The organism is Paraburkholderia youngii (genome assembly GCF_013366925.1).
GTDB classification, from domain to species: Bacteria; Pseudomonadota; Gammaproteobacteria; order Burkholderiales; family Burkholderiaceae; genus Paraburkholderia; species Paraburkholderia youngii.
The window spans coordinates 95,657-118,981 of the sequence record NZ_JAALDK010000001.1; the positions used below are offsets into that span (position 1 = coordinate 95,657).

21 protein-coding genes are annotated in these 23,325 nt (G+C 65.0%); 17 read left to right on the top strand and 4 right to left on the bottom strand.

Going from position 1 to position 23,325, the window contains the following annotated elements:
* The first annotated feature begins 104 nt into the window (after window positions 1–104).
* Together tkt and gap are read left to right on the top strand one after the other, a co-directional pair.
* Entirely contained in the window at window positions 105–2,126 is a 2,022-nt protein-coding gene (gene tkt / locus G5S42_RS00450; RefSeq protein ID WP_176105049.1) for a transketolase, read from the top strand.
* A gap of 112 nt (window positions 2,127–2,238) precedes the next feature.
* Entirely contained in the window at window positions 2,239–3,249 is a 1,011-nt protein-coding gene (gene gap / locus G5S42_RS00455; RefSeq protein ID WP_176105051.1) for a type I glyceraldehyde-3-phosphate dehydrogenase, read from the top strand.
* Window positions 3,250–3,322: 73 nt separating this feature from the next.
* On the opposite strand, the gene G5S42_RS00460 is transcribed toward gap, so the two are convergent.
* Complete coding sequence (locus tag G5S42_RS00460; protein WP_176105052.1) at window positions 3,323–4,009, bottom strand: FadR/GntR family transcriptional regulator; 687 nt, start codon at window positions 4,007–4,009, stop codon at window positions 3,323–3,325.
* A 236-nt stretch (window positions 4,010–4,245) separates the two neighbouring features.
* On the opposite strand from G5S42_RS00460, the gene G5S42_RS00465 reads away from it, so the two are divergent.
* The 3 genes from G5S42_RS00465 to G5S42_RS00475 all read left to right on the top strand — a co-directional run bounded on the left by G5S42_RS00465 (window position 4,246) and on the right by G5S42_RS00475 (window position 7,251).
* On the top strand, window positions 4,246–5,574 hold the full coding sequence (locus G5S42_RS00465) for a C4-dicarboxylate transporter DctA (RefSeq protein WP_176105053.1): 1,329 nt from the start codon (window positions 4,246–4,248) through the stop codon (window positions 5,572–5,574).
* 126 nt (window positions 5,575–5,700) lie between these two features.
* Window positions 5,701–6,711 (top strand): allantoicase, encoded by a 1,011-nt coding sequence (alc, locus tag G5S42_RS00470; protein WP_176105054.1) that lies wholly within the window; start codon window positions 5,701–5,703, stop codon window positions 6,709–6,711.
* 27 nt (window positions 6,712–6,738) lie between these two features.
* Entirely contained in the window at window positions 6,739–7,251 is a 513-nt protein-coding gene (locus G5S42_RS00475; protein ID WP_176105055.1) for an ureidoglycolate lyase, read from the top strand.
* 107 nt (window positions 7,252–7,358) lie between these two features.
* On the opposite strand, the gene fur is transcribed toward G5S42_RS00475, so the two are convergent.
* The gene (gene fur / locus G5S42_RS00480) at window positions 7,359–7,787 is read right to left on the bottom strand and encodes a ferric iron uptake transcriptional regulator (RefSeq protein WP_027198845.1); all 429 of its coding nucleotides are present in this window, start codon (window positions 7,785–7,787) and stop codon (window positions 7,359–7,361) included.
* Window positions 7,788–7,939: 152 nt separating this feature from the next.
* Between fur and G5S42_RS00485 the strand changes: the two genes are divergently transcribed.
* The 9 genes from G5S42_RS00485 to G5S42_RS00525 all read left to right on the top strand — a co-directional run bounded on the left by G5S42_RS00485 (window position 7,940) and on the right by G5S42_RS00525 (window position 17,813).
* Complete coding sequence (locus G5S42_RS00485; RefSeq protein WP_176105057.1) at window positions 7,940–8,764, top strand: outer membrane protein assembly factor BamE; 825 nt, start codon at window positions 7,940–7,942, stop codon at window positions 8,762–8,764.
* 368 nt (window positions 8,765–9,132) lie between these two features.
* Complete coding sequence (gene dapB, locus G5S42_RS00490; protein WP_176105059.1) at window positions 9,133–9,930, top strand: 4-hydroxy-tetrahydrodipicolinate reductase; 798 nt, start codon at window positions 9,133–9,135, stop codon at window positions 9,928–9,930.
* Window positions 9,931–10,008: 78 nt separating this feature from the next.
* Window positions 10,009–10,725, top strand: a complete 717-nt coding sequence (locus tag G5S42_RS00495; RefSeq protein WP_176105060.1) for a MotA/TolQ/ExbB proton channel family protein — start codon at window positions 10,009–10,011, stop codon at window positions 10,723–10,725.
* A 48-nt stretch (window positions 10,726–10,773) separates the two neighbouring features.
* Window positions 10,774–11,205: an ExbD/TolR family protein gene (locus G5S42_RS00500; RefSeq protein WP_176105061.1), complete on the top strand. Its 432-nt coding sequence runs from the start codon at window positions 10,774–10,776 to the stop codon at window positions 11,203–11,205.
* 199 nt (window positions 11,206–11,404) lie between these two features.
* Complete coding sequence (gene leuS, locus G5S42_RS00505; protein WP_176105062.1) at window positions 11,405–13,996, top strand: leucine--tRNA ligase; 2,592 nt, start codon at window positions 11,405–11,407, stop codon at window positions 13,994–13,996.
* An 88-nt stretch (window positions 13,997–14,084) separates the two neighbouring features.
* The gene (locus G5S42_RS00510; RefSeq protein WP_176105063.1) at window positions 14,085–14,636 is read left to right on the top strand and encodes an LPS-assembly lipoprotein LptE; all 552 of its coding nucleotides are present in this window, start codon (window positions 14,085–14,087) and stop codon (window positions 14,634–14,636) included.
* Between the two features lie 54 nt (window positions 14,637–14,690).
* Window positions 14,691–15,815 (top strand): DNA polymerase III subunit delta, encoded by a 1,125-nt coding sequence (holA, locus tag G5S42_RS00515; protein WP_176105064.1) that lies wholly within the window; start codon window positions 14,691–14,693, stop codon window positions 15,813–15,815.
* A 249-nt stretch (window positions 15,816–16,064) separates the two neighbouring features.
* Entirely contained in the window at window positions 16,065–17,336 is a 1,272-nt protein-coding gene (locus G5S42_RS00520; protein WP_176105065.1) for a glutamate-5-semialdehyde dehydrogenase, read from the top strand.
* 60 nt (window positions 17,337–17,396) lie between these two features.
* Window positions 17,397–17,813: a CopD family protein gene (locus G5S42_RS00525; protein WP_018421800.1), complete on the top strand. Its 417-nt coding sequence runs from the start codon at window positions 17,397–17,399 to the stop codon at window positions 17,811–17,813.
* Window positions 17,814–17,925: 112 nt separating this feature from the next.
* On the opposite strand, the gene G5S42_RS00530 is transcribed toward G5S42_RS00525, so the two are convergent.
* Window positions 17,926–18,771, bottom strand: a complete 846-nt coding sequence (locus G5S42_RS00530) for a MurR/RpiR family transcriptional regulator (protein ID WP_176105066.1) — start codon at window positions 18,769–18,771, stop codon at window positions 17,926–17,928.
* Between the two features lie 298 nt (window positions 18,772–19,069).
* Here G5S42_RS00530 and edd point away from each other — a divergent pair, with 298 nt between their 5' ends.
* Entirely contained in the window at window positions 19,070–21,034 is a 1,965-nt protein-coding gene (edd, locus tag G5S42_RS00535; protein ID WP_176105067.1) for a phosphogluconate dehydratase, read from the top strand.
* 2 nt (window positions 21,035–21,036) lie between these two features.
* Entirely contained in the window at window positions 21,037–21,678 is a 642-nt protein-coding gene (gene eda / locus G5S42_RS00540) for a bifunctional 4-hydroxy-2-oxoglutarate aldolase/2-dehydro-3-deoxy-phosphogluconate aldolase (protein WP_176105068.1), read from the top strand.
* 66 nt (window positions 21,679–21,744) lie between these two features.
* On the opposite strand, the gene G5S42_RS43750 is transcribed toward eda, so the two are convergent.
* The gene (locus G5S42_RS43750) at window positions 21,745–21,933 is read right to left on the bottom strand and encodes a hypothetical protein (protein ID WP_217709825.1); all 189 of its coding nucleotides are present in this window, start codon (window positions 21,931–21,933) and stop codon (window positions 21,745–21,747) included.
* Between G5S42_RS43750 and G5S42_RS00545 the strand changes: the two genes are divergently transcribed.
* Window positions 21,932–23,317 carry a GntP family permease gene (locus G5S42_RS00545; RefSeq protein ID WP_176105069.1) on the top strand — a complete coding sequence of 462 codons (1,386 nt, stop codon included), beginning with the start codon at window positions 21,932–21,934 and terminating at the stop codon, window positions 23,315–23,317. The two genes, G5S42_RS43750 and G5S42_RS00545, sit on opposite strands and share 2 nt — an antisense overlap.
* Window positions 23,318–23,325 lie beyond the last annotated feature (8 nt).

Below are 23,325 nucleotides of genomic sequence, written 5' to 3' on the forward strand. Positions count from 1 at the left end.
CGTTTCGCGTCTCCTGGCGCCGCATCGTGCGCCGTAGCGAACTGGCCGCCGAGCTTCCGGGCCTCAAGCGCGCCCCGCTTTCTGACTCTGTCTCCGGACTCGACATGACGACCCCGTCTCCCGCACCCACTTCCCTGATGGCCAACGCGATCCGCGCGTTGTCCATGGACGCCGTTCAAAAGGCGAACTCCGGCCACCCCGGCATGCCGATGGGCATGGCCGAAATCGGCGTTGCCCTGTGGTCGCGTCATCTGCGCCATAACCCGAAGAACCCGCAATGGGCCGATCGCGACCGCTTCGTGCTGTCGAACGGTCACGGCTCGATGCTGCTGTACTCGCTGCTGCATCTGACCGGCTACGACCTGCCGATGGAAGAGCTGAAAAACTTCCGCCAGCTCCATTCGAAGACGCCGGGTCACCCGGAATACGGCATCACGCCGGGCGTCGAGACGACCACCGGTCCGCTCGGCCAGGGCCTCGCGAATGCGGTCGGCATGGCGCTCGCCGAGTCGCTGCTCGCCACCGAATTCAACAAGCCCGACGCGAAGATCGTCGACCACCACACGTACGTGTTCGTCGGCGACGGCTGCCTGATGGAAGGTATCTCGCACGAAGCGTGCTCGCTCGCAGGCGTGCTGAAGCTGAACAAGCTGATCGCGTTCTACGACGACAACGGCATCTCGATCGACGGCGAAGTGGTGCACTGGTTCCACGACGACACGCCGAAGCGCTTCGACGCGTACGGCTGGAACGTGATCCCGAACGTGGTCGGCCATGACGTCGACGCGGTCGACGCGGCGATCAAGCAAGCGAAGCTGTCGGACAAGCCGACGCTGATCTGCTGCAAGACCGTGATCGGTGAAGGCGCGCCGACCAAGGCGGGCTCGCACGACTCGCACGGCGCGCCGCTCGGCGACAAGGAAATCGCGGCAACGCGCGAAGCGATCGGCTGGAAGTGGGAGCCGTTCGTGATTCCGCAGGAAGTCTACGCGGCATGGGATGCGAAGGATGCGGGCGGGCGCCTCGAATCCGAATGGGACAAGGCGTTCGCCGCCTACGCGGCCAAGTATCCGCAGGAAGCGGCGGAGTTCAAGCGCCGCAGCGCGAAGCAGCTGCCGGCCGACTGGAAGGACAAGGCAAAGGCGATCATCGCCGGCGCGAACGAACGCGCCGAGACCGTCGCGACGCGTAAGGCGTCGCAGCAGGCCATCGAAGGCCTGTCGGCCGTGCTGCCCGAACTGCTCGGCGGTTCCGCCGACCTGACCGGCTCGAACCTGACCAACTGGAAGGCCGCGAAGCCGGTGCGCGTGAACGCCGAAGGCCGTGCCGCCGGCAACTACGTGAACTACGGTGTGCGCGAATTCGGCATGAGCGCCGCGATCAACGGCGTCGCGCTGCATGGCGGCTATAAGGCATTCGGCGGCACGTTCCTGACGTTCTCGGACTACAGCCGCAACGCGCTGCGCGTCGCCGCGCTGATGAAGTCGCAGTCGATCTTCGTGTTCACGCACGACTCGATCGGTCTCGGCGAAGACGGCCCGACCCACCAGTCGATCGAACACGTCGCGAGCCTGCGCCTGATCCCGAATCTACAAACATGGCGTCCGGCTGATACGGTCGAAACCGCGGTGGCCTGGACCCATGCGATCGAACATGAAGGTCCGTCGTGCCTGATCTTCAGCCGTCAGAACCTGCAGTTCAACGAGCGCACCGACGCGCAGATCGCCAACATCGAGAAGGGCGGCTACGTGCTGCGCGACTGGGACGAAGAGATCGTCGCGCGTAAGATCATCCTGATCGCGACGGGCTCCGAAGTCGAACTGGCGATGAAGGCCGTCGAGCCGCTCGCGCGCGAAGGCATCGCCGCACGCGTCGTGTCGATTCCGTCGACGACCGTGTTCGACAAGCAGGACGCCGAGTACCGCGAACGCGTGCTGCCGCACGGCGTGCGCCGCGTCGCGATCGAAGCGGGCGTGTCGGATTTCTGGCGCAAGTACGTGGGTCTGGAAGGCGGCGTGGTCGGCATTGACACGTTCGGCGAATCGGCCCCGGCAGGTGTGCTGTTCAAGCATTTCGGTTTCACCGTCGAGCACGTGGTGGCGACGGTCAAGGCCGCTCTCGGCTGATGGTTGCGTCGCGTTGCCGTCGCGCCCCTCGTGGTTGCGCGGGGCAACGCACCGAACCGGATGTCCGACCAGGCGAACATAAACGGATTTTTTAGCCATCAGGAGATACATCATGACGATTCGCGTCGCAATCAACGGCTACGGCCGGATCGGCCGCAATACCCTGCGCGCCTTCTATGAAAACGGCAATAAGCACGATATCGAAATCGTCGCCATCAACGATCTGGGCGATGCGAAGACCAACGCCCACCTGACGCAGTACGACACCGCGCACGGCAAGTTCCCGGGCCAGGTGTCGGTGGACGGCGACTACCTCGTCGTGAACGGCGACAAGATCCGCGTGCTGGCGAACCGCAACCCGGCCGAACTGCCGTGGGGCGAGCTGGGCGTCGACGTCGTGATGGAGTGCACGGGCTTTTTCACGACCAAGGAAAAGGCCAGCGCGCACATCAAGGGCGGAGCGAAGAAGGTCATCATCTCGGCGCCGGGCGGCAAGGATGTCGACGCGACCGTCGTCTACGGCGTGAACCACAACGTGCTGAAGGCATCGGACACGGTCATCTCGAACGCATCGTGCACGACCAACTGCCTCGCGCCGCTGGTCAAGCCGCTGAACGACAAGATCGGCCTCGTGAACGGCCTGATGACGACGATCCACGCGTACACGAACGACCAGGTTCTGACCGACGTGTACCACGAAGACCTGCGCCGCGCGCGTTCGGCCACGCATAGCCAGATCCCGACCAAGACCGGTGCGGCATCGGCGGTCGGCCTCGTGCTGCCGGAACTGAACGGCAAGCTGGACGGCTACGCAATCCGCGTCCCGACCATCAACGTGTCGGTCGTCGACCTGTCGTTCATCGCCGCGCGCGACACGACGGTCGAGGAAGTCAACGCGATCATGAAGGAAGCGTCGGAAGGCGCACTGAAGGGCGTTCTCGGTTACAACGACGCACCGCTCGTGTCGATCGACTACAACCACAACCCGGCTTCGTCGACGTTCGACTCGACGCTGACCAAGGTGTCGGGCCGTCTCGTGAAGGTGTCGAGCTGGTACGACAACGAGTGGGGCTTCTCGAACCGCATGCTGGACACGGCTGTGGCGCTCGCGAACGCGAAGTAAGTTTCGGGTTTCACGCTGCATGAAAGCCGCTCCTCGGAGCGGCTTTTTTTCGTCTGCGGTATCGGCGCGACGGCTACGGCGTCGGGAAATAGACGCCCGCGCGCTGCGCGGCGTTCGCGATGTGCGTCTCGATCGCCTTGCCGGCCGCGAGCGAATCGCGGGCCTTCAGCGCGTCGAGAATCGCGCGATGCTCGGTGTAGGTGGACAGCACCCGCTCGCGCCGGTAGAACGGCATGCGCTGGCTTTCCTTCATGATCTCGGCGCTGCTGCGCAGGATCGACTCGATCGCGGCATTGCCTGCGATGCTTACGATGCGCATATGGAACGCGTAGTCGAGCCGCGCCGCTTCGTCGAGTTCCTCGCAGGCGAGCGCGCTTTGCATCGCGGTGACGTTTTCCTCGAGCCACGCGAGGTCGTCGTTGGTGACCGCGAGCACCGCCATGCGCGCAACGAAGCCTTCGAGCGCGTAGCGCATCTGATACGTGTCGGGCAGCGACGACTGCTCGGCGAAACGCCACGCCTGAGCGGCTTTCGCCTGCGCGCTTTCCACGTACACGCCCTTGCCCGGCCGGATTACCAGCAGGCCGAGCGCTTCAAGCGTGGAGAGCGCTTCGCGCAGTGACGCGCGGCTGATCGACAGTTCATCGGATAGCTGGCGCTGCGCCGGCAGCAGGCTGCCCACCGGATAGACGCCCGCTTCGATGCGTTCGCGGATGGTCGCGATGGCCGCGTCGGTGACGGTGTGCGGGACGCTTTTCATAAAAGCTCACTTGGTGGCGTGGTCTGACCGCAATTCTAATCCTTACGAGAAAGAAGGCGCGCTTCCGGCCGTCTGAAATCCCGAATCCGACTCGAAAACGCCGAAAAAACAACGGGTAAACACTGTTCGATCAATCCTTGACGGGACTATATCGGCTTCCTACTATTCGCCATAACAGTTCTGGTCGGACCAGTCTGAACAGAAGTGACCGAGACAACCATCCGCAGGAGGAAGCCGTGTTGAAATTCTTCAATTCGCTATTTGGCCGGGTCGTGATCGCGCTCGTGGTCGGCATCGTGCTCGGTGCCGTGTTTCCGCATTTCGCGCAGTCCTTGCGGCCGCTTGGCGACGGTTTTCTGAAGCTGATCAAGATGGTGATCGGGCCGATCGTGTTCTGCGTGGTGGTGAGCGGTATGGCGCATGCGGGCGATCTGCGCAAGGTCGGCCGCGTCGGTTTGAAGTCGGTGATCTACTTCGAGGCGATGACGACGATCGCGCTCGTGATCGGCGCGGTGCTCGCTTACGCGACGCGTCCGGGCGCCGGCATGAACGTGAACCTGAGTTCGCTCGATGCGGCGTCGCTCACGACCTATACCGAGCACGCGAAGAGCCTGAAGGACACCGCCGGCTTTCTGCTGAAGATCATCCCCGACACGGCGATCAACGCGTTCGCGACCGGCGACATCCTGCAGATCCTCGTGTTCTCGGTACTGTTCGGCTCGGCGCTGTCGCTGCTCGGCAAGCGCGCGCAACGCGTGAGCGGGTTGATCGATGAGCTGTCACAGGTGTTCTTCCGCGTGATGGGCTTCATCATCAAGCTCGCGCCGCTCGGCGTGCTCGGCGCGATCGCGTTTACGACCGGCACCTACGGCGTCGAGTCGCTGAAGCAACTCGGCATGCTCGTGCTGGTGTTCTACGCGAGCTGCGTGGTGTTCGTCGTGCTCGTGCTCGGCGCCGTGATGCGGCTCGCCGGCTTCAGCATCTTCAAGCTGATCCGCTATCTGCGCGAAGAACTGTCGATCGTGCTCGGCACCGCGTCGTCCGACGCCGTGCTGCCGCAGATCATGCGCAAGCTCGAATGGATGGGCGTCAAGGATTCGACGGTCGGTCTCGTGATTCCGACCGGCTACTCGTTCAACCTCGACGGCTTCTCGATCTATCTGACGCTTGCGGTGCTGTTCATCGCGCAGGCGACCAACACCCCGCTGTCTATTCATGACCTGATCGTCGTCGTGCTGGTGTCGCTGGTGACGTCGAAGGGCGCGCACGGCATACCCGGCTCGGCGATCGTGATTCTGGCTGCGACGCTCTCCGCGATTCCCGCGATTCCGGTGCTCGGTCTCGTGCTGATTCTGCCGGTCGACTGGTTCGTCGGCATCGCCCGCGCGCTGACCAACCTGATCGGCAACTGCGTCGCGACGGTGGTGGTCGCCGTGTGGGAAAACGATATCGACAAGGCGCGCGCGCACCGCGTGCTGAATCGCGACGCGGCGCTGCGCTATGTGCCCGCTGTCGACGACACGCTCGCCGAGCCGGGTGCGGGCGAACACGCGCCGGCAGTCTGACGGCGGCGCGCCGGCTCTGGTCTGACCAGACTAACCGGCATCGTCTTCAGACGGAGTTTTTTCGCAAACCGGCGGCTGCCGTGGCGCCGCCGGCCGTTTCTGACCTCTTCCACACTGACCGACATCATGGCCAACCCGATCCTCGACCCGAACGCCCCCGTCTTCACGCGCCGCTACATGAACCTCGCCGATCCGCGCCTCGGCGCAAAGGCGCTGTTCGCGAGCGACGAATTCTTCGCGCCGAAAGAGCGCATGCTCGAGCCGCAGCCGGCGGTGTTCATCCCCGGCAAATACGACGACCACGGCAAGTGGATGGACGGCTGGGAGACGCGTCGCAAGCGTACGACCGGCCACGACCATTGCGTGATCCGTCTCGCGCGGCCGGGCGTCGTGCATGGCGTCGATCTCGATACTAGCCACTTCACCGGCAATTTCCCGCCGGCGGCGTCGATCGATGCCTGTCACAGCGACGCTGACGTGCCGCCCGAGCACGCCGACTGGCAGCCGCTGGTGCCGGCGACGACGCTACAGGGCAACCAGCATCACTATGTTGAAGTGAAAGACGCGCGCCCGGTCACCCATCTGCGGGTGAATCTCTATCCGGACGGCGGGCTCGCCCGACTGCGCGTGTACGGCCAGCCGCAGCGGGACTGGAGCCGCGTCGAGCGCGGCACGCTGCTCGATCTCGCCGCGATCGAAAACGGCGCGTACCTCGTCGCCGCGAACAACCAGCATTTCGGGCCGGCCTCGCAGATGCTGATGCCAGGCCGCGGCGTGAACATGGGCGACGGCTGGGAAACCCGGCGGCGTCGCGAGCCGGGCAACGACTGGGCGATCGTCGCGCTCGCGCGGCCCGGCGTGATCCGCAAGATCGAAGTGGATACGGCGCACTTCAAGGGCAACTTCCCGGACCGCTGCTCGCTGCAGGCGGCATCGGTGACGGGCGGCACCGACGATTCCCTCGTCACGCAGGCGATGTTCTGGCCGGTGCTGCTCGGCGAACAGCAGCTGCAGATGGACCACGTGCACACGTTCACGGACGACCTCGCCGCGCTCGGGCCGGTCACGCACGTGCGCTTCAACATCTTCCCGGACGGCGGTGTGTCGCGCCTGCGTCTGTGGGGCGAGATCGCTTAACGCACGCAACATCAGGGAGCGGCACGCATGAAGATCCTGCAGATGGAACGCCTGACGCGCACGGCCTTCGCGCCGTTCGGCGACGTGATCGAACTCGACGGCGCGCGTCATTTTCCGATCAATGGCGGCACCACCGAGCGCTATCACGACCTAGCGCGCGTCGACGTGGCGGAGCAGGGCGGCCGGCCGCTCGTCAATCTGTTTCGCGCGCAGCCGCGCGCGCTCCCCGTCGAGATCACGATGATGGAGCGGCATCCGCTCGGGAGCCAGGCTTTCATTCCCTTACGCGCGGGCCGCTATCTGGTGGTGGTCGCGCCGGCCGGCGAGTTCGACGCCACGCGGATGCGCGCGTTCTGGACCGACGCGTGGCAGGGTGTCAATTACGCGAAAGGGGTCTGGCACCATCCGCTGCTCGCGCTGGATCAGGTCAGCGACTTCATCGTCGTCGATCGTGGCGGCGACGCGCCGAATTGCGACGAATTGCAGTTGGCCGAGCCGTGGCGGCTCGCCTTCGAGCCGAGCGTGGAACCGGTCGGATAGCCGTATTCGCCGTCCGTCGCCTGAACAAAAAAACCCGACCGATTCTCATCGGCCGGGTCTTTCTTCTGACTTGCCAGGCCGCGTATTCGCACGCGGCCAGCGATGCATCAGTGCTTACGATGCGGGCAATTTTCCTTCGTGCACGCCCCATACAGTGCCAGCGCATGCTCCTGCAGCTTGAAGCCGCGTGCCTTGGCGATGGACTGCTGACGACTTTCGATTTCGGGGTCGAAAAACTCTTCCACGAGCCCGCAATCGAGGCACACGAGGTGATCGTGGTGCGTCCCCTCGTTCAGTTCGAACACCGCCTTGCCCGACTCGAAATTGCTGCGCGAGAGCAGGCCGGCCTGCTCGAATTGCGTCAGCACGCGATACACGGTGGCGAGACCGATATCGAGTTCCTCGTGCAGGAGGTTGCGATATACGTCTTCGGCGGTTAGATGACGTACCGGGCTGTGTTGGAAAATCTCAAGGATTTTGAGGCGCGGAAGGGTCGCCTTGAGCCCGATATTCTTGAGATCGGTTGGATTGGTCATGACAAGGGATCCCTAGAGTACAATGCTGGGCTCTCATAGTAATGTGTTTTGCCGTTCTGGTCATTTTCGATGGAATGAGCGCGGCCCGCAAGCGGGCCCGCACGGTGAGTGAAATGATTTCTAAATCTCAATTGATCTACCGGGGGAGCCGCATGCGGGGTACCTTGATCGCGGTTGCGACTGTCGCGGTTCTTGCCGGATGTTCCACGTACGACAGCCTGACCCAGCGCGTTGCCCAAAGCATTACGCCGTATCGGATTACGGTCGTGCAAGGTAACTTCGTGTCGCAGGAAATGGCCGGCCAGATGAAGGTCGGCATGACGCGCGCACAGGTGCGTCAGGTGCTCGGCACGCCGCTGTTGACCGACATGTTCCACGCGGATCGCTGGGACTACACGTTCTATTTCAAGCGTGGCAACACCTCGATCGTTCAGCAACGCGACTTCGTCGTGTTCTTCTCGGGCGACACCGTGACCCACTGGACGGGTGGCGAGGATCTGCCGACCAATCTCGAATTGCTGGCCGAAATCGACGGCGACCGCAGTGGCCGTCGCTCGAACGCTACGCCGGCGAGCGCGGCCGAGGCCGCCAGCGCCGCAGCCGCCGCAAGCGGGGCTGCCGCCGCGGCGCCGGTCACGGTGGACACGACGCGCTCGCCGTCGGTCGAAGGCGCCCAGGAAGCCGCCACGCCGTCCATGGACGCCAACGCGGAAGCTGCCCAGGCGGCCAATCGCGCGACCAGCGCGGTGTCTACGCCGAGCGGCGCGCCGTCCGTGCGTCCGGCCGTGCCGAGAGCGGGCGCTGGCGGGATCCCGACGCAAGGCCCGACGGCCGGTGGTCAGCCGCAGTTCCAGTTCAAACGCCCGCCGCCGCCGGCGCCGGAAAACGAGAGCAACCCGGTCGGCCCGACGGGCTCGCAAAGCGGCGACAGCTCGACGCCGAGCGCTTCGCCGTCAACGTCCGGAACGAGCAACTGATCCGCTTGTCGGTGTTGTGAGGCGGGCTGCGCGCAGCATGTGCGGCGCCCGCCAGATGTGTGTTCGTCCGGTGTCAGGCGAGGCCGGAAATGCGCCGCTTGGGCCGCATGAACCTGTTGCCGCAGTGCGCCGCGGCAGTGGCTCGCCGCAGCGGGCGGTATCAGTCAGTCACCGGAGCGAGCCGTCCCGGTTGGCCCCGGGCGTTGGCTTCAGCAGCGAGCCGCCCGGCCTTGTCGCAAGATCGTGTCGCCTGTCGCCGCTTGTCCCTATATCGACCGGGCGCATTCCCCGGCACACTGGTCGGTGCATTCGCCGGGCCGCGTTTGCCGGGCTCCATCCCGGTTGACTCTTTTCGAATCCTCATCGTCATGAAAATTGCCATTGCAGGCGCATCGGGCCGTATGGGCCGCATGCTGATCGAAACCGTCCTCAACGACGCCGACACGACGCTGTCCGGCGCGCTCTGCCGCACGGGCGCGGCGCAGGTTGGCCAGGACGCCGGCGCGTTCCTCGGCAAAGAGACGGGCGTGCTGCTGTCCGACGATATCGAGCGCGTGTTTGCCGAATCCGACTACCTGATCGACTTCACGCGCCCGGACGCGACGCTCGCGCATCTCGAAGCCGCGCAGCGCCATGGCGTGAAAATGGTGATCGGCACGACCGGCTTCGACAACGCGCAAAAAGCGCAGCTGCGAGCGGCGGCGCAGAAGATCGGCGTGGTGTTCGCGTCGAACATGAGCGTCGGCGTGAACGTTACGCTGAAACTGCTCGAATACGCGGCGCGGCACTTCTCGACCGGCTACGACATCGAGATCATCGAGGCGCATCATCGCCACAAGGTCGATGCGCCGTCCGGCACCGCGCTGACGATGGGCGAAGTGATCGCGGGCGCGCTCGGCCGCAATCTCGACGACTGCGCGGTCTACGGCCGCGAAGGCGTGACCGGCGAACGCGATCCGTCGACGATCGGCTTCTCGGCGATTCGCGGCGGCGATATCGTCGGCGATCATACGGTGCTGTTCGCAGGCATCGGCGAGCGCATCGAGATCACGCACAAATCGGCGAGCCGCCTGTCATATGCACAAGGCGCGCTTCGTGCTGTACGCTTCCTCGAAGGCCGCGACAACGGCTTCTTCGACATGCAGGACGTGCTCGGCCTGCGTTGAGCGAAGTTCGTTGCGCATAGGCGGGGCAGCGCATCCCGAGCGCGCCCTCCCGAAGTCACTTTCCTAACGCGAGGTCAGATGGCAGGCAGCAGCGGCATCATCCATTACCTGCAAACGAGCGACGCGATCACGCATGCCGTCGCCTACGTGCTGCTGGCCATGTCGATTGCGAGCTGGTGTTTTCTGATCGTCAAGAGCTGGATTCTGGCGCGCGCGAAACGCCAGTCCTCGCGGGCGATCGCGCGCTTCTGGCAAGCGCCGACGCTCGCCGAAGGCGTCGCCATCCTGCGCCGCACCGACCGTGAGCGCGTGTTCGCGCCGCTCGCCGAAGCGGCGCTCCATGCGGCCGAGGTCGACATTCCGGGCGCGCTGCTCGCGCGCGTCGAGCGCAGCGAACGGGTGCTGCGCGCGCTGCGCCAGGCGCTCGCCGCGTCGCAGCGGCGGCTCGAGTTCGGTCAGGTGCTGCTGGCGTCGGTGGGCAGCACCGCGCCGTTCGTCGGTCTGCTCGGCACCGTATGGGGCATCTATCACGCGCTCGGCAGCATCGCGGCGAGCGGGCAGGCGCAGATCGAGAACGTCGCGGGACCGGTCGGCGAGGCGCTGATCATGACCGCGTTCGGTCTGGTGGTCGCGATTCCGGCGGTGCTCGGGTACAACGTGCTGGGCCGCCTCGTGCGGCAATTAACCGAGGAGCTGGACGGTTTCGCGCACGATTTGCACGCGTACGTGTGCTCCCCCGAGCATGCGCCGACGCCGCCCCGCGCGCAGCAGGCGGCGCACGAGGCGCACCGCTGACGCTTGGCGTGCGGCGGGCAGGGCCAAGCTCAGACGCAAGGAGGCGACATGGCATTCGGCGGACTCGAGAAGAAGCAGACGGCCGCGCCGATGGCCGAGATCAACATGACGCCGCTGATCGACGTGATGCTGGTGCTGCTGGTGATTTTCATCATTACCGCGCCGCTGTTCTCGCACGCGATCCGGCTCGATCTGCCGAAGGTCGCGGCGGCGCCCGCGCGCCAGACCCCCCAAACCATCTCCCTGTCGATCGACGGCGCCGGCAAGCTCTACTGGAACGGCAAGCCGATCACGCTCGCGCAGATGCGCGTGCAGTTCGCCGAGGCCGGCAAGCAGGCGGACCAGCCGGACATCCAACTGCGCGCGGAGCGTTCGACGCGCTACGAAGTAATCGCGCAGGTGATGGGCGCCGCGCAGCAGGCGGGGCTCGAGCGGATCGGCTTCGTGACGGACCCGCCGCCGCCCGCCGCGCAGCACTGAGCATCACCGGGCGCTGGCGGGCGCGCAGCGCGTTGACGAATCCGGCACACCCCGCCCCGCACCATGCCGCGCGTAGCGGCGCACCCGTCCGCGAACGGTATAATCAGCCCTTTCCCCGCCGAAGGGGAAACGACGCAACGACATTCTGCAGAGCACCGGGCCGGTGCGAAAGCACCGAACCTAGCGATCCCATCACACCATGCACGAAAAATACGTTCCCTCCGACGTCGAAGCCGCCGCGCAAGGGCAATGGCGCGCCATCGACGCCTACAAGACGACGGAAACCACCGACAAGCCCAAGTTCTACTGCGTCTCGATGCTGCCGTATCCGTCGGGCAAGCTGCACATGGGGCACGTGCGCAACTACACGATCAACGACGTGATGTACCGCTATCTGCGGATGAACGGCTACAACGTGCTGATGCCGATGGGTTGGGACGCGTTCGGCATGCCGGCGGAAAACGCCGCGATGGCCAACAACGTGCCGCCCGCGCAGTGGACCTACGACAACATCGCTTACATGAAGAAGCAGATGCAGTCGATGGGTCTCGCGATCGACTGGTCGCGCGAAGTCGCGACCTGCAGCCCCGACTACTACAAGTGGAACCAGTGGCTGTTCCTGAAGATGCTCGAAAAGGGCATCGCGTACAAGAAAACCGGCACCGTGAACTGGGACCCGGTCGACCAGACCGTGCTCGCGAACGAGCAGGTGATCGACGGGCGCGGCTGGCGCTCGGGTGCGCTCGTCGAAAAGCGCGAAATCCCGATGTACTACATGCGCATCACGCAGTACGCCGATGAACTGCTGAACGATCTCGACGGCCTCGGCTGGCCCGAGCGCGTGAAGATCATGCAGCAGAACTGGATCGGCAAGAGCTTCGGCGTGAACTTCGGCTTCCCTTATGAAATCGACGGTGAGCAGAAGCTGCTGCGCGTGTTCACGACGCGCGCCGACACGATCATGGGCGTCACGTTCTGCGCGATCGCCGCCGAGCATCCGCTCGCCACGCGTCTCGCGCAGGACAAGCCGGAACTGCAGGCGTTCATCGACGAATGCAAGCGCGGCGGCGTCGCCGAAGCCGACGTCGCGACGATGGAAAAGAAGGGCATGGCCACCGGCTTCTACGTCACGCATCCGCTGACGCACGAGCAGGTCGAGGTGTGGATCGGCAACTACGTGCTGATGACTTACGGCGAAGGTGCGGTGATGGGCGTGCCGGCGCACGACGAGCGCGACTTCGCTTTCGTGAAGAAGTACGGTCTGCCGGTGAAGCAGGTGGTCGCGGTCGAGGGCAAGGAGTTTTCGACTGAAGCCTGGGCGGAGTGGTACGGCGAGAAGGCCGGCACGCTGGTCAACAGCGGCAAGTACGACGGCCTCGCGTACGACGAAGCGGTGGACCGCATCGCCGCCGATCTTAAGGAACTCGGCCTCGGCGACAAGCAGATCACGTGGCGTCTGCGTGACTGGGGCGTGTCGCGCCAGCGTTACTGGGGCACGCCGATTCCGATCATCCACTGCCCGAAATGCGGCGACGTGCCGGTGCCGGAAAAAGACCTGCCGGTCGTGCTGCCGGAAGACCTCGTGCCGGACGGCACAGGCAATCCGCTCGCGAAGTCCGAAGCGTTCCTGAACTGCACGTGCCCGAGCTGCGGCGGCGCGGCGAAGCGCGAAACCGACACAATGGACACCTTCGTCGATTCGTCGTGGTACTTCTATCGCTACGCGTCGCCGGATGCGAAGACGATGGTCGACGAGCGCACCGATTACTGGGCGCCGATGGATCAGTACATCGGCGGTATCGAACACGCGATCCTGCACCTGTTGTACTCGCGTTTCTGGGCGAAGGTGATGCGCGACCTCGGCCTCGTGAAGTTCGGCGAACCGGCCAAGAACCTGCTCACGCAGGGCATGGTGCTCAACGAAACCTACTACCGCGAAAACGAAGCGGGCAAGAAGACCTGGTACAACCCGGCGGACGTCACCGTCTCGTTCGACGACAAGGGCCGCCCGGTCGGCGCGGTGCTGAACGCCGACGGTGAGCCGGTCGTGCTTGGCGGCGTCGAGAAAATGTCGAAGTCGAAGAACAACGGCGTCGCCCCGCAGATGCTGATCGATCAGCACGGCGCGGACACCGCGCGTCTGTTCGTGATGTTCGCGGCTCCGCCCGAGCAGCAGCTCGAGTGGTCGGGTTCGGGCGTCGAAGGCGCGAGCCGCTTTCTGCGTCGCGTGTGGAACTTCGGCTACACGAACGAAGCCGCGCTGCGCACGGGCGGCCAGTTGGACGCCGCACAATTCAACGACGCCGACAAGGCGCTGCGTCGTGAGATCTATAGCGTGCTGAAGCAGGCCGATTTCGACTATCAGCGTCTGCAGTACAACACGGTGGTATCGGCCGCGATGAAGATGCTCAACGCGCTCGATGGCGCGAAGGGCGCGCAGACGGCAGTGCTGCGTGAAACTTACGGCGTGATGCTGCGTGTACTGTATCCGGTCGTGCCGCACCTGACGTTCCAGCTGTGGCAGGAGCTCGGCTATGCCGAGGAATTCGGCCCGCTGCTCGACGCGCCGTGGCCGAAGGTCGACGAGAAGGCGCTCGAACAGGCCGAGATCGAACTCGTGCTGCAGGTGAACGGCAAGGTACGCGGCGCGATCACGGTAGGGAAGGACGCATCGCGCGACGCGATCGAGCAGCAAGCGGCCGCGCACGAAATGGTCGCGAAGTTCAGCGAAGGCAAGGCGCCGAAGAAGATCATCGTGGTGCCGGGCCGTCTCGTGAACGTGGTCGTTTGACGTTCCGAGCCCTCATCCGGCAGATGGAGCGCCGCCCGTCCGGCGGCGTTCCTCGGCATTGCGAATCCACTGCGAACCGGGAGCGAATGTGACTCGCAGATCGTTTTTGACGCTCGCTTGCAGCGTAATGATGTTGTCGGCCTGCGGCTTCCAGTTGCGCGGCCAGCAGGACTACGCGTTCAAGCGCCTCTATGTGTCGGGCGGCTCGCCCGCGGCCATCGCGCGCTTCACGCGCATCGTGCAGGGCGGCAGCGACACCGTGGTGGTCAACTCGGTCGCCAATGCCGACGCGATCCTGCAAATCACGCAGAACCGCAACCTCAGCACGCTGACGCTGAATTCGCTGGGCGTCGTCGCCGAGTATCAGCTGAATCTGCAGATGACCTACACGCTGACCGGCAAGGACGGCACCGTGCTGATTCCGGGCAGCGTTATCGCGCTGAACCGCGCGATGACCTATAGCGACCAGTTCTCGCAAGCGAAGGCCGCCGAGTCCGACATCCTGTTCGCCGACATGGAAAACGACGCGGTCGATCAGCTGATCCGCCGTCTCGGCGTGGTGCGCTCGCTGCATCCGACGCCGGCCGAGGCCGTGCCGGGCATCGTGCCGCGCGCGCCGCTGCCGCCGCCGCCGCTGTGAGCATCGCGCCGTTCGTGAGTCGTCGAATCTCATCCATCCCGTCAACCGCCAGCCATGCAACTGCGACCTGACGCGCTCGAAGCGCATCTCGCCAAAGGCCTCGCCGGACTGTACGTCGTGTACGGCGACGAGCATCTGCTCGCGCAGGAAGCGTGCGACCGCATCCGCGCGGCGGCGCGCGCGGCAGGCTTCACCGACCGCTCGGTGTTCACGGCCGAGCGCTATTTCGACTGGAGCTCGCTGCTCGGCGCGAGCCAGTCGATGTCGCTGTTCGGCGACCGTCAACTGGTCGAATTGCGCATTCCATCGGGCAAGCCGGGCAAGGAAGGCGCCGACGCGCTGAAGGCCCTGGCATCCACCGTCAACGACGACGTGCTAACGATGATCACGCTGCCGCGTCTCGATGCGGCCACGCAGAAGTCGGCATGGTTCACCGCGCTCGCCGATGCGGGCGTCGCGCTGAAGATCGATCCGGTCGAGCGCGCGCAGCTGCCGAACTGGGTCGGACAGCGGCTCGCGGCCCAGGGTCAGCGCGTTGCAGCCGGCGAGGAAGGGCGGCGCGCGCTCGCGTTCATCGCCGAGCGCGTCGAGGGCAATCTGCTTGCTGCGCATCAGGAAATCCAGAAGCTCGGGCTGCTGTATCCGAGCGGCTCGCTGAGCTTCGATCAGGTGCAGGACGCGGTGCTCAACGTCGCGCGTTACGACGTGTTCAAGCTCAATGAGGCGATGCTCGCGGGCGACGTCGGCCGTCTCGCGCGCATGCTCGACGGCCTGCGCGGTGAAGGCGAGGCTGCGGTGCTCGTGCTGTGGGCCGTCGTCGAGGAAGTGCGCACGCTGTTGCGGATCAAGCGCGGCGTCGCGGCCGGCAAGCCGCTCGCGATGCTCACCCGCGAGAACCGCGTGTGGGGTCCGCGCGAACGGCTGATCGGACCGGCGCTGTCGCGTGTCAGCGAAGCGGCGCTCGAGAAGGCGCTCGCGCTGGCGGCGCGGCTCGACCGGCAGGTCAAGGGCTTGTCGGGCGGCACGCCGGGCAATCATCGCAACGATCCGCCGCCCGATCCGTGGGACGGCCTGTTCGAACTCGCAATGACGGTGGCCGCGCCAAAACCGTCGGCGGCGTCGCCAGTGCCGCCGCGAGCTCGGGCGCCGACTGCGGCGCCAGCGCGGCGGCCAATCTAAACAGCCAGGCGCGGGAGAGTTCCAGCGGCGATTGCAATCGCACAGCAACCGTCAATCGCGTCACATGCAGACCGCCGTGTTTCCCATGCCACGGGCTCAACACAACGCAACGGCAAACCCCGCGACAGCACAGCGCACCCGCTGCCCCCTCGCGAGCAAAGCCCCGGTACCCGACTTACAATCGTTTGATCTTTCGCTAATCTTGCCCGACCACCGTACGCCAACGTGCGGGGCATCACGAGAATGACCATGGATATCGACCAGTACATGACCGACCTCGGCCAACGCGCTCGCCAGGCTTCGCGCGCGATGGCGCGGGCGTCGACCGCCGCGAAGAATGCCGCGCTTGCAGCCGTTGCCGAGGCGATCGAACGTGATGCCGATCTGCTGAAGGCCGCCAACGCGCGCGACCTCGAACGCGCCCGCGGCAAGGGCCACGACGCCGCATTCATCGACCGTCTGACGCTGTCCGACAAGGCGCTGAAGACGATGGTCGAAGGCCTGCGCCAGGTCGCGGCGCTGGCCGATCCGATCGGCGAAATCAGCAATCTGAAGTATCGACCGAGCGGCATCCAGGTCGGCCAGATGCGTGTGCCGCTCGGCGTGATCGGCATCATCTACGAATCGCGCCCGAACGTGACGATCGACGCGGCCGCTCTGTGCCTGAAGTCGGGCAACGCGACCATTCTGCGCGGCGGCTCGGAAGCGCTCGAATGCAATACCGCGCTCGCCAGGCTGATCGGCGAAGGGCTCGAAGCAGCCGGTCTGCCGCAGGACGCGGTGCAGGTGGTCGCGACGCCGGACCGCGCGGCGGTCGGCAAGCTGATCACGATGACCGAATACGTCGACGTGATCGTGCCGCGCGGCGGCAAGAGTTTGATCGAGCGTCTGATGAACGAAGCGCGCGTGCCGATGATCAAGCACCTCGACGGCATCTGCCACGTCTATGTCGACGATCGCGCGGACCTGGCGAAGGCGCTCAACGTCTGCGACAACGCGAAGACGCACCGCTACGGCACCTGCAACACGATGGAAACGCTGCTGGTCGCGCGCGGCGTCGCGGCCGAAGTGCTGCCGCCGCTTGGGCAATTGTATCGAGGCAAGGACGTCGAGCTGCGCGTCGATGCGGCGGCGCGCGCGGTGCTGGCCGATGCGGGCGTCGGCCCGCTGGTCGACGCGACCGAGGAAGACTGGCGCACCGAATATCTGGCGCCGGTGCTCGCGATCAAGGTGGTCGACGGCATCGACGCGGCGATCGAGCACATCAACACTTATAGCTCGCAGCACACCGATGCGATCGTTACCGAAGACCACGACCGCGCGATGCGCTTCCTGCGCGAAGTCGATTCGGCGAGCGTGATGGTCAACGCGTCGACGCGTTTCGCGGACGGCTTCGAGTTCGGTCTCGGCGCCGAGATCGGCATCTCGAACGACAAGCTGCACGCGCGCGGCCCGGTCGGACTGGAAGGGCTGACTTCGCTGAAGTACATCGTGCTCGGGCACGGCGAAGGTCGTCAATAAGCGCGCAGCGAAGCACCGCCACAACGAACACAACAACAAGAACCACAAGGACCCCCGCCGATGCTTTGGGTAAAGACGTTTCACATCGTGTTGATTGCCTCCTGGTTTGCCGGCCTGTTCTATCTGCCGCGCATCTTCGTCAATCTGGCGATGGAAACGGAACCCGCCGCGACGGCGCGTCTTCTGCTGATGGCGCGCAAGCTGTTCCGCTTCATGAGCTTCATCGCGGTGCCCGCGATCGCGTGCGGCTTGTGGTTGTGGCTCGTGATCGGCATCGGCAGCGGGCAGGGCTGGATTCACGCGAAGGTCGGCGTGGTCGTGCTGCTCGTCATCTATCACGCGTATTGCGGCGTGCTGCTGCGCAGGTTCGAGCGCGGCGAAAATCGCCGCTCGGACAAGTGGTATCGGATGTTCAACGAGCTGCCGGTGCTCGGTATGCTCGCGGCGGTCGCGCTGGTGGTGATCAAGCCGTTCTGAGCGGCTGACGGCGTTAAGCTGGGCGCTGGAAAAGACAAAAGGGCGGTGTGCCGGTTGAATGGCACACCGCCCTTTTTCGTTATGCCCGTCGTTCCACTCTTATCGGAGCGGATTACCCCTGTGAGTTCACCCGCCGCCGGTGTATCACTTCCTTCGTCTGCGCGAGCTTCTCCACCAGTTCGGGCCCGCGGCTCAGCGCGACGCCGACCGCCAGAATGTCGCCGATCGCCAGATGCGACACGCGCGAGGTCATCGGCGAAAAGATGTCGGTGTCTTCGTCGACGTTCGCGAAGAGTCCCACGGTCGCGAGCCGGGCGAGCGGCGAGTTGCCGTGCGTGATCGCGATCACCTTCGCGCCCGTGTTCAGCGCGGCCCTCGCGGCATCGATGATGTCGCGCGTGCGGCCCGTGTTGGAAATCGCGACGACCACGTCCCCCGGCCCGAGCAGCGCGGCCGACATTAGAAACGTATGCGGGTCCGAATACGCGACGCTCGGCATGCCGAGCCGGAAGAACTTGTGCTGCACGTCGAGCGCGGCGATGCCCGAGCCGCCCGCGCCATAGAACTCGATGCGCTTCGCCTGCGCGAGCATGTCGATCGCCGCCGCGACGCTATCCGACGACAGATTGTTGCGCACCTGAATCAGCGCGCCGATGGTCCGGTCGAGCACTTTCGCGGCGACGCCCGGCGTCGGCTCGTCGGGCCGCACGTCGCGATAGACGGCGGGCACTTCGCTGGCGATGCCTTGCGCAAGCCGGATCTTGAATTCGCGAAAGCCGGAAAAACCGAGCGCGTGACAGAAGCGCGCGATCGTCGGCTGACTCACGCCGGCGCGCGCGGCGACCTCGGTCATCGACAGATCGAGCACCTCGCGCGGTGCCTCGATCACATAATCGGCCAGCTTGCGCTCGGACGGGCGCAGCTGATCACGCATCTCTTCCACCTGGGACAGCATCATCGGAAAACTCGCACTATGCTGAAGAACGTGTGGACTATATCCGATTGGTCGTTGGCGCACAAAAGCTATGTACAAAAACTACATATCGGCGCGTAAGTGTATTCCCTGGGTTTCGGCTGCAAAGCGCCGAGACGCCGCCAATTGGGCGACTCGGCGATTCTCGCGATGCGGCACCGCAACAGCGGTCGTATTTGCGATCATGTAGTTTTTCTACTAATATGGCGTGGTTCGATATCACAACCCCGCGATACCGCCTGGTGTCATGCGTGCGCCTGCCGCCAGCGACGAAGGAGCTCCGATGGTTTCCCCGCATTCGCAATTGTTGAAGGTCACGCAACGCGTGATCGAGCGCAGCAAGCCCACGCGTGAAGCGTATCTGGCCCGCATCCAGCATGCGCAGGGGCGCTTTCCGGCACGCGGCGCGTTGTCGTGCGCGAACCTCGCCCACGGTTTCGCCGGTCTCGAAGGCAACGACAAGCTCGTGATCAAGCAGATCCGCGAGCCGAACATCGGCATCGTGTCGTCGTACAACGAGATGCTGTCGGCGCACGCGCCGTACAAAAACTACCCGGACATCATCAAACAGGCCGCGCGCGAAAACGGCGGCGTCGCGCAATTCGCGGGCGGCGTGCCGGCGATGTGCGACGGCATCACGCAGGGCAACGCGGGCATGGAGCTGTCGCTGTTCTCGCGCGAAGTGATCGCGATGAGCACGGCCGTCGCGCTCACCCACAACATGTTCGACGCCGCGCTGTGCCTCGGCATTTGCGACAAGATCGTGCCGGGCCTGCTGATCGGCGCGCTGCAATTCGGCCATCTGCCGACCATCTTCGTGCCGGCCGGTCCGATGACGAGCGGCCTGTCCAACGACGACAAAGCCAAGACGCGCCAGCAGTTCGCGACCGGCCAGTGCGGCCGCGACGCGCTGCTCGAAGCGGAAGCGGCCGCATATCACAGCCACGGCACCTGCACGTTCTATGGCACCGCGAACAGCAACCAGATGCTGATGGAAGTGATGGGCCTGCATCTGCCGGGCTCGGCCTTCGTGCATCCGCACACGCCGCTGCGCGACGCGCTGACGGCCCAGGCCGCGCGCCGCGTGCTCGACCTGACGGTCGAGCGCGGCCAATACATGCCGATCGGCCATGTGATCGACGAGAAGGCGATCGTCAACGGCATCGTCGCGCTGCTGGCAACCGGCGGCTCGACCAATCACACGCTGCACCTCGTCGCGATCGCGCGCGCGGCCGGCATCGTGATCGACTGGGACGACTTCGACACGCTGTCGCAGGCGGTGCCGCTGCTCGCGAAGATCTATCCGAACGGCAAGGCCGACGTGAACCACTTCCACGCGGCGGGCGGCGTCGCGTTCCTCGTGCGCAATCTGCTCCAAGGCGGTCTGCTGCATGAAGACGTCAACACCGTCGCGGGCAAGGGCCTGAAGCGCTACACCGAGGAGCCCAAGCTGCTCGACGGCAAACTGCAATGGGTCGCGGGCGTCGAGGCGAGCGCGGATACCGCGGTGCTGCGCGGCATCCAGGAGCCATTCCAGCCGGACGGCGGCCTGCGTCTGATGCAGGGCAAGCTCGGCCGCGGCGTGATCAAGATCTCGGCGGTCGCGGCGCAGCATCGCAAGGTGAAGGCGCCGGCAGTCGTGTTCGATTCGCAGGAAGCGGTGCAGGAAGCATTCGACAAGGGCGAGCTCAAGCGCGACTTCATCGCGGTGGTGCGCTTCCAGGGCGCCCGTGCAAACGGCATGCCCGAGTTACATCGTTTGACGCCGCTGCTCGGTGTGTTGCAGGATCAGGGTTTCCATGTCGCTTTGGTGACCGACGGCCGTATGTCGGGCGCGTCGGGCAAGGTGCCGGCGGTCATTCATGTTTCGCCGGAAGCGTTGCTGCAAGGCCCGCTCGGCAAGGTCCGCACGGGCGACACGCTGGTCATCGACGCCGAAGCGGGCGTGCTCGACATCGAGATCGACGCAGCCGAATGGGCCGCGCGTCCGAACGCCGAGCCGCTGCATCAGGCGGACAACGAAGCCGGCTTCGGCCGCGAGCTGTTCGGCGTGTTCCGTGCGGCGGCGGCACCTGCGGAGCAAGGCGCGTCGGTGTTCGGCAAGCTGATCGGCGAGGGCGGCGCGCTCGACGGCCAGCACGGCCACGGCAGCCACCACAAGCACGGCGACAAGCACGCCCATCAATCGAGCAGCCATCACACGAGCACCGCGCAAGCCGGCGCGGCGCTGCAGAAACAAGGAGTCTGACTATGACGTCGAAAACAGTAAGCGATATCGTGCGCCTCGGCCCGGTGATTCCGGTGCTCGCGTTCGACACGGTCGAACAGGGCGAACACGTGTCGCGCGCGTTGCATGCGGGCGGAGTGAAGGTGCTCGAAATCACGCTGCGCACACCGGCGGGCCTCGGCGCGATCGAGCGTGCGTGCGAGCTCGCCGACGACATCGTGGTCGGTGTCGGCACGATCACGAAGCCCGAACATTGCGCCCAGGCGAAGAAGGCGGGCGCACAGTTCGGCGTGTCGCCGGGTCTGACCAATGACATGCACCAGGCCGCGCAGGATGTGGGTCTGCCGCTGCTGCCCGGCGTGATGACCCCGTCGGACATCATCCTCGCGCTCGAGCTCGGCTACGAGATCGTCAAGTTCTTCCCCGCGCAGCAGGCCGGCGGCGTGCCGATGCTGCAGGCATTCCACGGTCCGTTCCCGGCGCTGAAGTTCTGCCCGACCGGCGGCATCACGCCAGAAAGCGCACCGCACTTCCTGTCGCTGCCGAACGTGGTCTGCGTCGGCGGTTCGTGGCTCACGCCGAAGGCCGCGCTCGCCGCGCAGAACTGGGATGAGGTGACGCGCCTTGCGCGCGCCGCGAGCCAGTTGGCGGCGCCCGCACACTAAGCCCCACGACTCACCAGCGCATCGGTTGACTGAGCCGGGCCCAGGAGTCTCGTCGATACAGCCGCATCAGGCTGTCGCGCCGAGACTCTTTTTTGCTTGATATGCGTGCTGGATTTGCGCGCGTTTTTGAAACAAACAGTAAAATTCAGCGTCCGCGCGGCCAGCCGGGTTTTCAGGCATCGCGCAGGTTGCCGTGAGACGAAGTGCCGGCCGCATCCGCACTCTGAAATCAATAAACCAAAGGAGGGGCTTCATGGAATCTGCCCACGGAAGCATGTTGCTGGTCTACGCGTTGATCGCGATCGCGTTGCTGATCTTCATGATCACGCGCCTGAAGGTCTATCCGTTTCTCGTTCTTATCATCGTGTCGTTGCTGCTGGGCCTCGTGGCCGGCATGCCGATGCAGACCATCGTCAAATCGTTCGAAACGGGTAACGGCAACACGCTCGGGCACATTGCCATCGTCGTCGGTCTCGGCACGATGCTCGGCAAGATGATGGCCGAATCGGGCGGCGCCGAGCGCGTCGCGACCACGCTGATCAACTGGTTCGGTGAGAAACACATTCACTGGGCGATGATGGTCGTCGCGATCATCGTCGGTTTGCCGGTGTTCTTCGAAGTCGGTTTCGTGCTGCTGATTCCGATCGCGTTCAACGTCGCCAAGCGCACCAACAAATCGCTGCTGCTGGTCGGCCTGCCGATGGTCGCGGGTCTGTCCGTCGTGCATGGGCTGATTCCGCCGCACCCGGCCGCGCTGCTCGCCGTGCAGGCGTATCACGCGGACATCGGCAAGACGATCGCCTATGGTCTGATCGTCGGCATCCCCTGCGCGATCGTCGCCGGTCCGCTGTTCGCGCTGCTGGTGAGCCGGCATATCCAGTTGCCGAAGGAAAATCCGCTTGCCGCGCAGTTTCTCAGTCACGACGCGAATAACGGCAACGGCGTGGCAACCAACACACCGAAGCGCGAACTGCCGGGCTTCGGCATCACGCTGGCCACGATCCTGTTGCCGGTGGTTCTGATGCTGGTCGGCAGCTGGGCCGACCTGGTGTTCGAACCGAAGACGCTGCCGAACGATCTGCTGCGCTTCTTCGGCAACACCGACGTCGCGCTGCTGACGGCCGTGCTGGTCAGCTTCTGGACCTTCGGCGCGAGCCGCGGCTTTAACCGCGAGCAGATCCAGAAGTTCTGCGGCGAGTGTTTGGCGCCGATCGCGGGTATTACACTGATCGTCGGTGCGGGCGGTGGTTTTGGCCGCGTGCTGTTGGATAGCGGCATTTCGAAGGAAATCACCAACGTTGCGACCGCGGTGCATCTGTCGCCGCTGCTGTTCGGCTGGATCGTCGCGGCGATGATCCGTCTCGCGACCGGTTCGGCCACCGTTGCGATGACGACCGCCTGCGGCATCGTCGCGCCGATCGCGGCGGCGGGCGCGGTGCAAGTGAAGCCGGAACTGATGGTGCTCGCGACCGGCTCGGGCTCGCTGATCTTCTCGCACGTGAACGACGGCGGCTTCTGGCTGATCAAGGAATATTTCGGCATGACGGTGGTGCAGACCTTCAAGACCTGGTCGCTCCTCGAAACCATCATTTCGATAATGGGGCTGGCCCTGACCTTCGCACTCGCGGCGGTCCTGTAAGGAGTTTC

Bases quoted from the DNA above. Each gene is read 5' to 3' on its own strand.
- tkt (WP_176105049.1), top strand. From the start codon at position 105: ATGACGACCCCGTCTCCCGCACCCACTTCCCTGATGGCCAACGCGATC.
- gap (WP_176105051.1), top strand. From the start codon at position 2,239: ATGACGATTCGCGTCGCAATCAACGGCTACGGCCGGATCGGCCGCAAT.
- G5S42_RS00460 (WP_176105052.1), bottom strand. From the start codon at position 4,009: ATGAAAAGCGTCCCGCACACCGTCACCGACGCGGCCATCGCGACCATC.
- alc (WP_176105054.1), top strand. From the start codon at position 5,701: ATGGCCAACCCGATCCTCGACCCGAACGCCCCCGTCTTCACGCGCCGC.
- G5S42_RS00475 (WP_176105055.1), top strand. From the start codon at position 6,739: ATGAAGATCCTGCAGATGGAACGCCTGACGCGCACGGCCTTCGCGCCG.
- fur (WP_027198845.1), bottom strand. From the start codon at position 7,787: ATGACCAATCCAACCGATCTCAAGAATATCGGGCTCAAGGCGACCCTT.
- G5S42_RS00485 (WP_176105057.1), top strand. From the start codon at position 7,940: ATGCGGGGTACCTTGATCGCGGTTGCGACTGTCGCGGTTCTTGCCGGA.
- dapB (WP_176105059.1), top strand. From the start codon at position 9,133: ATGAAAATTGCCATTGCAGGCGCATCGGGCCGTATGGGCCGCATGCTG.
- G5S42_RS00495 (WP_176105060.1), top strand. From the start codon at position 10,009: ATGGCAGGCAGCAGCGGCATCATCCATTACCTGCAAACGAGCGACGCG.
- G5S42_RS00500 (WP_176105061.1), top strand. From the start codon at position 10,774: ATGGCATTCGGCGGACTCGAGAAGAAGCAGACGGCCGCGCCGATGGCC.
- leuS (WP_176105062.1), top strand. From the start codon at position 11,405: ATGCACGAAAAATACGTTCCCTCCGACGTCGAAGCCGCCGCGCAAGGG.
- holA (WP_176105064.1), top strand. From the start codon at position 14,691: ATGCAACTGCGACCTGACGCGCTCGAAGCGCATCTCGCCAAAGGCCTC.
- G5S42_RS00520 (WP_176105065.1), top strand. From the start codon at position 16,065: ATGGATATCGACCAGTACATGACCGACCTCGGCCAACGCGCTCGCCAG.
- G5S42_RS00525 (WP_018421800.1), top strand. From the start codon at position 17,397: ATGCTTTGGGTAAAGACGTTTCACATCGTGTTGATTGCCTCCTGGTTT.
- G5S42_RS00530 (WP_176105066.1), bottom strand. From the start codon at position 18,771: ATGATGCTGTCCCAGGTGGAAGAGATGCGTGATCAGCTGCGCCCGTCC.
- edd (WP_176105067.1), top strand. From the start codon at position 19,070: ATGGTTTCCCCGCATTCGCAATTGTTGAAGGTCACGCAACGCGTGATC.
- eda (WP_176105068.1), top strand. From the start codon at position 21,037: ATGACGTCGAAAACAGTAAGCGATATCGTGCGCCTCGGCCCGGTGATT.
- G5S42_RS00545 (WP_176105069.1), top strand. From the start codon at position 21,932: ATGGAATCTGCCCACGGAAGCATGTTGCTGGTCTACGCGTTGATCGCG.
- G5S42_RS43750 (WP_217709825.1), bottom strand. From the start codon at position 21,933: ATGAAGCCCCTCCTTTGGTTTATTGATTTCAGAGTGCGGATGCGGCCG.